The organism is Magnetospirillum gryphiswaldense MSR-1 v2 (assembly GCF_000513295.1).
GTDB lineage: Bacteria > Pseudomonadota > Alphaproteobacteria > Rhodospirillales > Magnetospirillaceae > Magnetospirillum > Magnetospirillum gryphiswaldense.
Map to the genome: position 1 here is coordinate 4308295 of NC_023065.1, position 13443 is coordinate 4321737.

Consider the following 13443-nt stretch of genomic DNA (forward strand, 5'->3'; position numbering starts at 1 on the left):
GAGCCGTCATGGACGTGCAGGCAAAGTTGGACGAGGGTCGTGACCATCACCGCGAAGGACGCTTCGGCGATGCCGCGCGGTGCTACAAGGCGGCGCTGGAGGCTGAACCCAACAACGTCGATGCCCTCAATCTGATGAGCGTGCTGGCGCAGATGGCCGGTGATAACCGGACGGCGGCGGTGCTGGCGGCGCAGGCTATCAGCGTGCAGCCGGATTGGTACGTGCCCTATGTCTCCCTGGGTAACGCCTTGCAGGCCGGGGGCGAGCCGGGGCGGGCGGTGGACGCCTTTCAGCAGGCGGTGACGCTTTGTTCCGAGGCGCCCGAGCCCTATCTCAATCTGGCCAATGTGCTGAACGATCTGGGGCGTCACGCCGAGGCGGCCAAGATGGCGGTCGAGGCGGTGGTCATCGACGGTTCCATCCCCGAATCCCACAACGCCTTCGGTAACGCGCTGGCCGGCATGAACAGCCCGGAAGAGGCGGTCGAGGCCTATCAGAAAGCGGTTTATCTGCGCCCCGAATGGGACGTGCCGTGGTTCAATATCGGCGTCGCCCTGGCCACCCAGGGCAAGCACGACGAGGCCTTGGCCAGCTATCGCCATTCCATCGGCTTGGTTGACGGGGCGGTCAAGCGGTACAATCTGGCCAATTCCCTGGTGGCCGAGGGCCGTCTGGACGAAGCGGTGGCGGAATATCGCGCGGCCTTGGCCCTGGATCCCGATTACGTCGACGCCCACAACAATCTGGGCGCCACCTTGAAGGACGTGGAACGCCTGGACGAGGCCGAAGCCTGTCTGGCGGCCGCTGTTTCGCGCGCTCCCGACAGTCCCGATCTGCATTGGAATCTGGCCTTGACCCAACTGATGAAGGGCGATTGGGCCAATGGCTGGCGTGAATACGAGTGGCGCTGGCGCATGCCCACCTTCACGCCGTTCAGGCGCGATTTCGCCTGTCCGGAGTGGCAAGGCGGCGACGTCGCCGGCAAGACCGTTCTGGTCAGCGCCGAGCAAGGTTTCGGCGACGCCATCGAGTTCTGCCGGTTGGCGAGTGTGCTGGCCGGACAGGGCGCCAAGGTGGTGCTGGAATGTCGCCAGGGATTGAAGCGACTGTTTTCCACCCTGGACGGCATTGACCGGGTGGTGTCGCCCGGCGACGATTACGGCGATTTCGACCTTTCGGTACCGCTGATGAGCCTGCCTCATCGGCTAGGCCTGACCCTGGAGTCGGTGCCGGCGACGCTGCCTTATCTGGCGGTGCCCGAAGGCGCCGGTGATTTCGCCGATGTGGCTGCCGCCCCTGGCCTCAAGGTCGGGCTGGTGTGGGCCGGTGGCGCCACGCGGCGCGACAACAGCCAGCGCTCCTGCACCGCCGCCGATTTCCGCCCGCTGCTCGACATCCCCGGCTGCACCTTCTTTTCCCTCCAGGTCGGACCCGAGGCGGCGCAGGTGGCCGATCTGCCCGGTATCGTCGATCTGGCTCCGCGTCTGGATGACTTCGCCGATACCGCCGCCGCCGTTGTCGCCCTTGATCTGGTGGTGTCGGTGGATACCGGCGTGGTGCATCTGGCCGGCGCCCTGGCCAAGCCGGTGCGCGTGCTGCTGTCGCGTCCCAGCAACGGCTTTTTGTGGATGCTTGGACGCGAGGACAGCCCCTGGTATCCCGGTGACTTCCGTCTGTTGCGCCAGCGCCAAGGCGGCGCCTGGGACGAGGTGGTCGAGCGGGTGGCGGCGGAACTGCGCGCCAAGGTGGCGCCATGAAACCCGAGCAACTGGAAAGCTTGCGCGCCGTGTTTCGCGATACTCTGGGCCTGGAGACAGGGGCGGCGGTGGACGATTTAGCCTATCGCGCCTTGCCGGCTTGGGATTCCATCGGCCATATGCGGCTGGTGGCGGCCATCGAGACCGCCTTCGACGTCATGCTCGACACCGACGAGGTGATCGACCTGTCCTCTTTCGCCAAGGCGGCGGCCATCGTCGGTCGCCATCTGGGTGGGGCCTAAACGGTGATTCCGAGGCTGGCGCCGGAATCGTCAGCGGATCGTCCGGCCTTGATCGACGCCATCGATGGACGCAGCCTCAGCCATGCCCGATTGGCCGAGCGGCTTGACCGCGAGGCGGCGTTGTGGCCGGCGCGCAAGGGCTTGGCACTGGTGGCCGCCGCGCCCCGGCTCGACCGGGTGTGCCGCTGGCTGTCATTGATGCGGGCCGGGCATGCCGTCATGTTGGTGCCGCCCGAACTGACGCCCGCCCGGCTCGACCGACTGGTCGAACGCTATCGCCCCGACTGGTTGCTGGGCTGGCCGTCCCGTCCCGGTTATGCTGACCTCGATGCCGAGGTGCAAGCGATCGAACGGCCAGACCCGCGCCCGTTGCATGACGATTTGTGTCTGCTGCTGTCGACCTCGGGCAGCAGCGGTGCGCCGCGCATGGTGCGGTTGTCGCGCCGCGCCGTCGCCGCCAATGCCACTTCCATCGCCCAAGCCTTGGCCCTGACCCCGCAGGATTGCGTCGCCACCACCTTGCCGCTGTCTTATTCCTATGGGCTGTCGCTGTTGCATTCCCATCTGGCGGCGGGGGCGACAGTGGTATTGAGCGGGCAAAGCGTGCTGGAACGCGGCTTTTGGGACATGGCCGGGCAGTACGGCCTGACTTTTCTCGCCGGTGTGCCGTTCGTCTGGCAAAGCCTGCGCCGGCTTGACCTCGACGCCCTGGCGCCGGCCTCTCTGCGCTTCGCCACTCAGGCCGGTGGCCGTCTCGATCCGCGTCTGATCGAGTATTTCCACACCCTGATGGCCCGACGCGGCGGCGGTCTGTTCACCATGTACGGCCAGACCGAGGCGACGGCACGGATGACCGTGTTGCCGCCCGACCAAGTGCCGGTCCGGCTGGGATCGGTGGGGCGGCCCATTCCCGGCGGTCGGATCACCATCCGCGACGGTGTGGTGGTCTATGGCGGCGACAACGTGATGATGGGGTATGGCGAAAGCCGCAACGACCTCGGCCGCGGCGACGAGTTGGCGGGGGTGCTCGACACCGGCGATTACGGTCGTCTCGATGGCGACGGCTATGTGTGGCTGGAAGGCCGCGCCGGTCGGGTGGTCAAGGTGATGGGGCTGCGTCTCGATCTCGACGAGGTGCAGGCCCGCGCCGCCTTGTTCGGTTCGGCGGCGGCGCTGGTGCGGGGGGATGATTTGCTGGTTCTGGTGGCCGGGCCGTTGCCCGATAGCACCGCCCGCGCGGCCTTCGCCGCCGAGCTTGGTCTGCCGCCGGTGGTGGTGCGCTGGCGGCAGGTGGCGGCCATCCCCTGGGCCGGCAACGGCAAGATCGATCTGGCTGCTCTCGAGGCGCTGGTCTGAACCGATCAGTCGGATTTGGCCTGGGTTTCGGCGGCGCGCATCTCTTCCAGCACCTCGGCGCACAGGGCGATGTCCTTGTAGGGCAAATTTTTGATGGTGTCGGCCGGCAGGGTCCACCAGCGGGTTCTCAGCAGGCTTTCGATGATCTTCTCGGGGAAACGGAAGCGGATGACCTTGGCCGGGTTGCCGACGACGACGGCATAGGGGGGAACGTCGTGGGTGACCACCGCGCCGCCACCGATGCAGGCGCCGGTGCCTATGGTGCGACCGCGCAGCACCATGGCGTTGGCGCCGATCCACACGTCGCAGCCGATACGGGTGAAGGCGCTGGTGTCGCCGGCGGCGAAGCGGTCTTCGGCATCGGCATAATAACTGCGCTCTTCCCCCGCGCCGGGGATGTGGCCGGTGGTCAGGTATTCCATGGGATGGCGGCCACCCCCCAACACCACGTTCTGCGAGATCGAGCAATGCCGTCCGATGGTCAGCATGGGCGAGATCATGCCGTTGCCCAACATGTGGGAGTGCCGACCGATATAAAGGGCGCTGCCCAGGCCGAAGAAACTGTCCTGATCGGTGAACTGGACGCCTTCTTCCACGTAAACCATGCGGGCGGGATGCTGGTAGGAGATGTCCGATGGTTCGGTGAAATCCGACCAGTCGCAGGCAGAGCGAATCCATCGCAGACGGTCTTCCTCGGTCATGAACGCCTCCAGGGGGGTGATGCTGGCCAAGCCAAGTGTATCATGGTCGATACCGGTTATCCGGCATCGCCGCCAGGGCATTTTGGCCCGCAAAAAGTTCATTTCTTTTTAACGTGGTTCATGCCATGATGCCGGTGTGGAAAAGGAGTCTGGGTCAATTGCCTGGATGCCATTCTCTGATAGAGGGTGTGCTCTGATCCGGACCACGACAAGGGCAGTCGGCACCGAGGGTGCCAAAGGCACCGCCGCCGACCGCCTCGCTTAACTAGGCCTTCCAGAAGGGGGTGTGCCATGGCTGACAGTGTTACCCTATCCAACTCCATCCGTTCCAACCTGCTCTCGCTGAACCAGACCTCGACGATGGTGCAACGCACCAACTCGCGTCTGTCGACCGGCTTGAAGGTGTCCAGCGCCATTGACGACGCGGTCGCCTACTTCCAGTCCAAGAGCTTGAACGACCGCGCTAGCGACTTGACCACCCGTAAGGACGGCATCGACCAGGGTATCTCGTCGCTGAAATCCGCTCTGACCTCCCTGGAATCCCAGGAAAAGATCATGGTCCAGATGAAGGGCCTGTTGCTCAGCGCCAAGTCTGCGACCAACACCGAGCGCGCTGATCTGGCGACCCAGTATCAGACCTTGGCCAAGCAGGTCACCAACCTGGTCAACGACGCCAACTATCAGGGTCTGAACCTGCTGAACTCCACCGTGGCTCAGCTGACGGTTCAGTTCTCGGACAAGACCGCCGCCCAGTTGCAGGTGCAGGGCGTCGACGTTCGTGTCACCCAGTTGGCCGGCTTCACCTATGGTGCCGCCACCGCCCTGGGCCGTAGCTTGTCGCTGGCTTCCGGCCTGACCGGTGCCGGTTCCGAATGGTCCGGCGTTTCCAACTCGGTGTCGGTGTTCGACGCGATCATCGAAAAGATGGACTCGGCGATCACCACCATCCGGTCCAACGCCAAGACGATCGGTACCAACGTTGCCTTGCTGCAGACCCGTTCGGACTTCACCAAGTCCTACGTGAACGCTCTGAAGGAAGGTGCCGACAAGCTGAGCTTGGCCGATTTGAACGAAGAAGGCGCCAACCTGGTTGCCTTGCAGACCCGCCAGCAGCTGGGCATTCAGGCCCTGTCGTTCGCCGGTCAGCAGGAACAGGGCGTGCTGTCGCTCTTCCGTTAATCGGTAATGGTTTAAAGAATGGTGCGGAGGCGACTCCGCACCATTTTTTTTAGGTGCTGCGATCCGCTTCAGCTGAAACAGCTCCAGCCGGGTACGGAAGAACGCCTATTCTTATTTCGTCACTCCCGCGAAGGCGGGAATCCGAAAGGTGCGCCAACGTCATCTCCGCGACTCCTGGATACCCGCTTTCGTGGGTATGACGGCGTGGGCGGTTGGTTTGATGCTATATTTGAATGGGGCGTGGCGCATGTTCCAGGCTAGACTTGTGGCTTCCTCCCCCTTGGATGCCCGGCTGCATGATCTGCTCTGGTCGCAGGAGCCGGCGGGGATCACCGCTGTTTTACCGTTGTTGCCCGAGGGCACTGGCCGCCTGTTGGCGACGGTTATCAGCGTAGGGCCGGCAGAGCGCCCGGCGCTGTGGGTGACCATTGCCCTGCATCTCGACCAATTAGGCCTGACATTGTCGCCGTGGGTGGCGTTCCGCCTGGCCTTGGATCTGCTGCCCTTGGCCGCCGATCGGGCGGTGGTATACCGCATGCGGGCCGAATGGCTGGCCCGGATCGGACATGACGATCAGGCTGAGCGCGATCAAGGATTGGCAATGCGCATGGTTCGGCAACAACCGCGCCGCACTGTGATGGAATTGGCCGATGCCTCCGGTGCGGTGGTGTGTGTGCAATCCTCGCCGGAGGAGTTCAAGCACCTGATCCAGGGGTTCCGGTCGCCGTTGCTTTGCGACCCCTTGCGTGATCCGTCCCAGACCAAGCTGTCCTTTCTGGCGGCTGATGTGCCGGAATACGGCTTGCCCGTGGATTTGTCGTTCCTCATCGTCGATGTGGAGGGGCGGCCCTTGCTTCAGGTCGAATGCGACGTTCTGCAAGACAGTCACTTGGGCTGCCGAAGTTCCGCCATTGAAATCATCGGGCTGAGCCCGGCGGGCGAGGCGGCTGTCCCCCTGGCCCTGCGGCAGTTGGAGCATTTGGCCCAATGGGCGGGGGTTGACGATATCCGCCTGCAGCTCTGGGACGACCAGCCAAGGCCGGCGCTGGCTCAGTGGATTGCCGGTTTTCCGCACGTCAGCCGGCGCATGCGTCGGGCGACGATCGACCTCGCCGAGGGTATGGATGGCATCTTGGCGAATTTTCGCCAGACGAGCCGGAATCTTGCCCGTTGGGGTCAACGGGCGCTTGAGTTCACGTCGTCATGGCAGGGGGGGGAGACCGAACTGGCCCATGTCTATCGGACCATGGTGGCGGACAGCGGCAGGCGCTCAGCCGAGGGCGAGGACGATCTTTTGGCCCATGTCGGCCGGGGTGAGTTCGCCCTTTATGGCTGCCGTGATGCCCAGCGATGGCTTGCCGTGGTGATGGTTTCGTTTCATGCGGATGTGGTCAATTACGGCGGTTCGGCCCGAGCGGCGGATCAGGTTAAATCGGCTCTTCCGGCGTTGATGTATCATGTCGTCGCCGACGCCAAACAGCGTGGTTTTCGACAATTCTGCCTGGGTGACCTGCACGAAGACCCGTCCTTCAGTTCCAAGTTGCGCTCCATCGCCGCGTTCAAGGCGGGCTTCACCCAAGCGTTTCGGTGCGGCCAGTGGTGCGACGTGGCGGCGGGATGGCCGCATCGCTCGGTTCGGCTGGGGGGCTGAGAAGCCTCTTCACCGATATTTAATCGTTTGTACCAGACAATTACGGGTGTTTCGCGCCCCTCCGGGAGAAGATGTGTCATGGCTTATCCCAATTACGGTCAAACCCCGTACAATTCAGTGCCTCAGCCGGGCAATCCGCGCCAGACCGAGGCCTGGGCGCTGACCGAAGCGGCTCGCCGCATGTCTTTGGCGCAGAAAGAGGGCGTGGCAACCGAGGATCTTCTGGTCGCCGTCCGCCTGAATTGGCGGCTGTGGACGATCTTTCAGGCCGAATTATCGGGTGAGGAATCGGCGCTGCCCGATCAGATGCGCATGGATATGCTGTCCTTGTGCAATTTCATCGACAAGCGCTCGGTCGACATCATCGCCGACCCGTTGCCGGAAAAGCTGGACGTGCTGATCAACATCAACCGGCAGATCGCCGCGGGCCTGTTCACCTCGCCGACGGAAGGTGCCGCGACTGGGGAAAGCGAAACCAACCCGACCACGGTCACCGGCACCAACGACGTGGTTTGACATTTAGCGTTAGAAAATCTGGGGGCCCAGCATGACAGAAGTCACCGGACAGATGTCCGAAAGCGCGTTCTATGCCAAGATCAAGACGCTTCTCGATCAAAACCAGGACCAAGAAGCGCTTGAAGTGGCGGAAATGGCCATGGCGCGCGGTGAAAACCATCCATCCGCCGTTTGTGCTTTGGCCGCTGTCGCCTATCGCTCCAACATGCTCGGCAACGCCATTCAACTGATGTCCGAGCTGCTGGAGACGCGCCAAGCCCCCGCCGATACCCAGGAATTGCTGGCTGTTCTTTATTGTTTGGCCGGCGTGCTGCCCAAGGCGCTGTATCACGGCAAGGAAGCGACCATCTCGCTTCCGGACGGACAGATGATCGCCTTGTTCGGGCCTTCGCTGCCGTCTTTCGCCACCGCCTTGAGCACCGTCAGCCACCGTCCGCTGATGCGGGCCGGTCTGGCGGCGCTGGATGCCATGGATACGGTCGGCGCCATCCGGTACTTTGAACAACATTTGATGATCGAGCCCAACAGCGTCGAGACCATCGACCATTATGCCCGTGCCCTGGCCATGAATGGCCAAGCCGGCAAGGCGTTGGGCATGTTGCGCAGCCTGGTTACCCTGGGCGGCGCGAAGCCGACCCTGTTGTCGCGTATCGGCGCCTGCCTGACGTCGTTGGGACGCCTTGACGAAGGCTTGGCCGCTCATCGCGCCGCCGTCGCTCAGGCCGCCAGTGCCATTCCGCTGTGGGGGACCATGGTGGCCGATCTCGTTCACATCCCCGCCGGACGGTCCGATGCCGTGGCCGATACGGCGCGATGGGCCGAGGCGGTGGACCGCAACTGTGTCAAATCGCCCCGCCCGGCGCCGCAATTGGGCAGTCTCGACCATGTGACCATCGGTGTCCTGTGCTCGGCCCTGCATCCGCCGGAGCGGGCGGATATGCTCAGCCGTTTCGTCGGCGCCCTCGACAAGAGCCGTTTCACCGTCATCGGTCTGGGTAACGGTGAATTGTCGGCGCCGCGCAATGTCATGTATCGCGGAATGTTCGCCCGCTGGCGCAACATCGCCGAACTTGACGTGCTGACCCTGGGTGCCCTGATCCGGGGTGAGGGCGTGGCGGTTCTGCTCGACATGGATGGCTTGGCCCTGCCCGAACGGGCCGGGTTGTTCCTGCGCAATTCGGCCCCCATCCAGGCGGCGTGGCTAAATGCCCCGTCCCATGGCTCCATGCCCGGTGCCAACATGCATCTGGTTGGCGGCCCCAGTGATTTGCCCGGTGCCTTGGTGCTTCCTGGCGGTCGTGTGCTGATCGGCGAGGGCTTCGATGCCGGGCCACTGCCCTGTCTTCAGGGCCAGGGGGTCACCTTCGGTGCCGAGGCGTCGTTGGCCGAGATCACCGCCGAGACGGCGGCGCTGTGGTCGGCGGTGTTGACCATGGTCCCCGGCAGTGTGCTGGCGATCCGTGACAGCGGCCAGTTCGACGAGCAGCAAAGCATCGACCACATCATCGAGTTGTTCGGCAATTTCGGCGTCGCCCACCGCATCGACGTCATCAAGGCCGATCTGGTCCAGTTCGCCCATCAGGTGGATGTGGTGCTGGCGCCGACACCGCATCTGAACGTGATGACCTTGGGGCGTCTGGCCCGGTCCGGCGTGCCGGTCATCGTTCTTGCCGGCGGCAGCGCCGCCGCCGCCGATCTGGCCGCCGCCTTCGCCGATGTCGATTGGGCTGGCGATTTGGTGGCCGCCGACCTGCAAGCCTATGTCGGCTTGGCCGAAACCTGGGCCGGCAATGTGGAGAAATTGACCGCTTTCCGCACTCAGGCGGCGATGCAGGCGGCGAACGGCGTGGCGTTCAACGCCGCTCGTTTCGCCGAGGCGTTCAGCCGCGCCTTGCTTGATCACCTTGCCGCCCGGGTCAACTGAAGCCATGGTCAACCAGACGCTGTTCGAGACGAACCTGCGTTTCATCGAGCGGGAATATCCGGTCGCTCACGCGCGCTTGGCCGCCTTGGGCCGCCTTTTGGCGGTGCCGGTGATCGAGGATGGCGCCATCCTCGACATCGACCTTGGCGACGGCCGGCTCTACAAGGACGATGGACGCCGTCTGGCCAAGGAACAGGTGGATTTCTTCGAGGTGGCGCCCTCTCGGACCGGCTACAGCTCGGTCGAGGGCGTGACCGGCGACAGCATGGTCTCGCGTCGGTTCTATGATGGTATGGTCAAGGGATTGGCTGAGCTTGGCGTCGATGGACTGACCCGTCTGCCGCCGCCCGAGACCTGCTATATGTTCATTTTCGGCATCGGCTTGGGCTATCACCTGCCGCTTTTGGCCGAGCGTTTCGACCTTGATCACATGATCGTGTGCGAAGCGGTGGACGAGTTCTTTTTCCTATCGTTGCGGACCATTGACTGGGCGGCCCTGCACCAGACCCTGAGCGAGCGGGGCTGCCAGTTGCATCTGGTGGTGTCGCCCGAGCCGACGGCGTTGAGTGCCGGCATTTCCGCCGTGATCGACCGGGTCGGCGAAATCTTTATCGATGGCGCCTATCTGTACCGTCATTACCCGTTCTGGCCGCTGGATCAGGCCTATCAGCGCCTGCTCGACGATATCCCGATCAAGATGGTCGGGCGCGGCTATTACGAGGACGAGCGCAAGATGGTGCGCAATGGCGCCGCCAACTTGTACAAATACGACCACTATCTGCTGCGCGGCACCTTCCGCCGCCGGTACGACGTACCCGCCTTCATCGTCGCCGCCGGTCCGTCGTTGGACGAGAGCATCGAGTATATCCGGCAGTGGAAGGATCACGCCGTCATCTTCTCGTCGGGGACGACATTGCAGGCGCTGATCGCCAACGACATCATCCCCGATTATCACATCGAGCTCGAGAACACGCCGCACACCTACAAGCTGTGCAAGCATATCATGGAGAAGCGCCCGGACCTGTTTCCCGACGGGCGGCTGACCGGGATCAAGATGCTGGGGTCGGTGTCGGTCAACCCCATGGTGCCGGAACTGTTCGACGAGAATTATTTCTTCTACCGCGACACGGTGACCTCGACCTCGTGCTTCGGCGAGGGCATCCAGGTGATGAACGGGGTGGGGCCGTCCATCTCCAATACCAGTATCGCTGTTGCCGCCCGGCTGGGCTTCGAGACCATGTATCTGTTCGGCTGTGATTGCGGCTGGCGGGATGCCAAGAACCATCATTCCAAGAACACCATCTATTACACGCTCGATGAGTTCGTGGTCGAAAGCTACGACGGACAGTTCTCCTGTCCGGGCAATTTCGGCGGTACCATCCATTCCAATCTGATTTTCACCTGGACGCGGGAGATGATCGAACAGAAAATCGATCGCTTCCAGTTGAAGCTGTTCAACTGCTCGGATGGCGCCTTCATCAAGGGATCGACGCCGAAGCTGCCGGAATCCCTTGATTTTACCGGTGCGCCGGTGGACAAGGCCGAGATTTTCAAGCGCATCCGTGACGCGTCCGAGTTCTTCAAGGCGCGTGATTTCCTGGCCAACCAGGACATCGACCGTTTCGTCACTCAGGTTCAGCGCTTGCGTCAGGATCTGGTCGACCTCATCGATCAATGCGAAGCCGAGGGGGTGGATTTCCGCACCTTCATCGCCCGCATCACCGATTTCGACCGCGAGGGCTATCTGGGCTTCTACAAGAACGTCTATCCGTTCTTCCAAGGTCCGATCGTCGGCTTCACCAAGGCCGCCTGCTTTTTCCTCAACCGGATCGGCGAAGAGAGCGCGCGGGCACCGGCTTTCAAGCGGTTCCTCACTCTTTATCGGGAGCTGCACCTGGAAATGCTGCAAGAGGGTGAAGACACCTTCGGCGAAATCAAGGCCATGCTGGAAACCGGGGAAGAGCCGTGGTGGGCCGATGGCCGCTCGGTGGTGCCCGGCACCACCTATTAGAGCGGGGAGGGGCGGAGTGTCGGACAAGGCGTCCATCGTACAATTTCTCATCGCCGCGCTGGAAAAGAAGCGTGGCCCGGTGCCCGGTGCCGATGCCGTCGAGCAGGAGCGCTACCGCTATCTTGACGGAGGCCATGTGGATTCGTTCGCTCTGCTTCATTTCATCATGGAGATCGAGGCGGAATACGGCATCACCCTGACCGCCGAAGATACCCAATCCGATGAGTTTCGTTGGATCGGCGGTTTGGCCGGGCTGATCGCCGGCAAATTGGGATGAACGGCTACGACCGCGACGATCTGGTCGCGGCCTTGCGTGCCGCCGGCCTGAAGGCGGGCGATTGCGCCTTCGTTTCCACCAGCCTGGGTATGCTGGGTGCCGCCCCCGGGATCACCAGCATGGATGGTTTGTGCGCCTTGGCCCTGTCCGCCCTGCAAGAGGTGGTGGGCGCGAGCGGTTCTATCCTGGCCCCGGCCTATTCCTACACCATCAGTCGCAGCCGGGCGAGCGAGCCGGCCTTGTTCGATCCGGGCGCCACCCCGGGGGAAGTGGGGCCGTTTCCCGAATATCTGCGCCGTCAGCCCGGTGCGCTGCGCTCGTGCGATCCGATGATTTCGGTGGTCGGGCTGGGGCCGTCCTGCGCGCCGCTGTTCGCCGCTCTGCCGCCCACCTCCTATGGCGAGGATTGCCTGTTCGCCCGCATGGCCCGCTGGCCTGCGATGAAATGCGTCAGCATCGGCCTGGGCTCGAACTGGACCGCCTTCATCCATCATGCCGATTGGCTGGCGCGGGTGCCGTTCCGCTATGACAAGCTATTCCACGGTCTTATCCGCGACGATCAGGGCGAGCACGCTGTGTGGTGGATGTACGCGGTGCCGGTGCGCCTGGATTGCGCCTTCGCCAATGCCCACCGCCTGGGCCGCATGGCCGAGGAAGCCGGTATCTGGCGCCATGCCCCGGTGGGGCGCGCCCGGGTCTATGTCGCCGATTACGCCGATTATTTCCGCTTCGCCCTCGACGCCCTGGCCGCCGATCCGTGGCTGTTGGCCCAAGGCCCGACCTGCGACGTGTTGGCCGAGGAAGAAGCGCGTGCCGGGCATCCGGCCATCACGATCGACAGCATCGCCGACCTGTGGCCGTTGCCGCGGGCCAGCGTCAGCCCGCAGATGGATGCGGCGATGGCGCTGTTGGCGCGTGACCACGGCATGAAGCTCAGCCATTACCGCACCGGCCACAACGCCTTCGACTGGGTGGTGCCGGAGAAGTGGCATTGCGCCGGTGTCAGCCTGCGCTGTGTGGACAGCGGGCGTGAGGTCGAGGATGTGGCCGTGGGCCTGTCGTCGCTGGCGGTGGACGAAGAGGTGGAGATCGACCGGCTGAACCGCCATCTCCGGGTCGCCGACGACCCGCCCTGGCGCGAGGATTTCAATAACCGCGACTGGACCTTGACCCTGTCGGCGGCGAAGCGGGCCGGACTGACGGGGCAACGCTATCACGTGCGAATCGATGCCCGTTCGAGCATGGGCGCCATGGCGGTGGGCGAAAGCGTCGTGCCGGGCGGGAAAGATGGTGTGGTGGTCGTCGCCGCCACCCTGGCCGGTCAATGGGGCGGGGCCGAGATGCTGTCGGGGGTGGAAACCCTGCTGGCGATGATCCGCCAAGCCCGCGAGGGCGGCTGGGACGGGCCGGAATTACGCTTTTTGGTCCTGCCCGGCCCGGTGGGGTTTGCCGCCTGGCTGGCCGACCATGCCCATCTGCCCATCCGCGCAGCAATGCATCTGCGCAATCTGTCGGGGGCGGGCGGCTATTTTCTGCACAATCTGGCTCCGGCTCATCCTCTGGCGGTGGCGGCGGCACAGGCGGGGGCGGCGGTGGAGGCCGCCTCGCCGTGGTTCGATCCGCTCGCCCCCGGCCATAACCCGGTGGCCAAGGCGCGTCTGGCCGATCTGCCCTTCGTCAATCCGGTGTTCGGTCGGGCTGAGAACGATGTCCGTGCCCCGTCCCCCTTCCCCGGCTGGGGCACCCGCGTCGATACTCCGGTCGACAAAGCCGTCTCTCTCCAGGCGGCGGCGTTTTTGCTGCCGCTGTTGCGCCACGCCTGAGCAGGA

The 13443-nt window shown here is 63.9% G+C and carries 11 protein-coding genes; 10 read left to right on the forward strand and 1 reads right to left on the reverse strand.

Annotation, left to right across the window (positions count from 1 at the left end):
• Positions 1-8 precede the first annotated feature (8 nt).
• Genes MGMSRV2_RS20645 through MGMSRV2_RS20655 form a run of 3 tightly spaced genes read left to right on the forward strand, consistent with a single transcriptional unit; the run spans position 9 to position 3355 of the window.
• Positions 9-1757, forward strand: a complete 1749-nt coding sequence (locus tag MGMSRV2_RS20645) for a tetratricopeptide repeat protein (protein ID WP_024082331.1) — start codon at positions 9-11, stop codon at positions 1755-1757.
• A complete protein-coding gene (locus MGMSRV2_RS20650; protein WP_024082332.1) occupies positions 1754-1999 on the forward strand; it encodes an acyl carrier protein in 246 nt (81 codons plus the stop codon). The genes MGMSRV2_RS20645 and MGMSRV2_RS20650 overlap by 4 nt, the downstream gene beginning before the upstream one ends.
• A gap of 3 nt (positions 2000-2002) precedes the next feature.
• Positions 2003-3355, forward strand: a complete 1353-nt coding sequence (locus MGMSRV2_RS20655; protein ID WP_024082333.1) for an AMP-binding protein — start codon at positions 2003-2005, stop codon at positions 3353-3355.
• A 5-nt stretch (positions 3356-3360) separates the two neighbouring features.
• On the opposite strand, the gene MGMSRV2_RS22275 is transcribed toward MGMSRV2_RS20655, so the two are convergent.
• Positions 3361-4056 carry a CatB-related O-acetyltransferase gene (locus MGMSRV2_RS22275; protein WP_024082334.1) on the reverse strand — a complete coding sequence of 232 codons (696 nt, stop codon included), beginning with the start codon at positions 4054-4056 and terminating at the stop codon, positions 3361-3363.
• A 291-nt stretch (positions 4057-4347) separates the two neighbouring features.
• On the opposite strand from MGMSRV2_RS22275, the gene MGMSRV2_RS20665 reads away from it, so the two are divergent.
• The 7 genes from MGMSRV2_RS20665 (at position 4348) to MGMSRV2_RS20695 (ending at position 13437) form a co-directional block, all read left to right on the forward strand.
• On the forward strand, positions 4348-5235 hold the full coding sequence (locus MGMSRV2_RS20665) for a flagellin (protein WP_024082335.1): 888 nt from the start codon (positions 4348-4350) through the stop codon (positions 5233-5235).
• Between the two features lie 265 nt (positions 5236-5500).
• Entirely contained in the window at positions 5501-6886 is a 1386-nt protein-coding gene (locus MGMSRV2_RS20670) for a hypothetical protein (RefSeq protein ID WP_144084355.1), read from the forward strand.
• A gap of 78 nt (positions 6887-6964) precedes the next feature.
• On the forward strand, positions 6965-7402 hold the full coding sequence (locus MGMSRV2_RS20675; RefSeq protein ID WP_024082337.1) for a flagellar biosynthesis regulator FlaF: 438 nt from the start codon (positions 6965-6967) through the stop codon (positions 7400-7402).
• Positions 7403-7433: 31 nt separating this feature from the next.
• The gene (locus MGMSRV2_RS20680; protein ID WP_024082338.1) at positions 7434-9326 is read left to right on the forward strand and encodes a tetratricopeptide repeat protein; all 1893 of its coding nucleotides are present in this window, start codon (positions 7434-7436) and stop codon (positions 9324-9326) included.
• Between the two features lie 4 nt (positions 9327-9330).
• Positions 9331-11337, forward strand: a complete 2007-nt coding sequence (locus MGMSRV2_RS20685) for a motility associated factor glycosyltransferase family protein (RefSeq protein ID WP_024082339.1) — start codon at positions 9331-9333, stop codon at positions 11335-11337.
• 16 nt (positions 11338-11353) lie between these two features.
• Positions 11354-11614 (forward strand): hypothetical protein, encoded by a 261-nt coding sequence (locus tag MGMSRV2_RS20690; RefSeq protein ID WP_024082340.1) that lies wholly within the window; start codon positions 11354-11356, stop codon positions 11612-11614.
• Positions 11611-13437 (forward strand): AAC(3) family N-acetyltransferase, encoded by a 1827-nt coding sequence (locus MGMSRV2_RS20695; RefSeq protein WP_024082341.1) that lies wholly within the window; start codon positions 11611-11613, stop codon positions 13435-13437. Before MGMSRV2_RS20690 ends, MGMSRV2_RS20695 begins: the two co-directional genes overlap by 4 nt.
• The last annotated feature ends 6 nt before the right edge of the window (positions 13438-13443 follow it).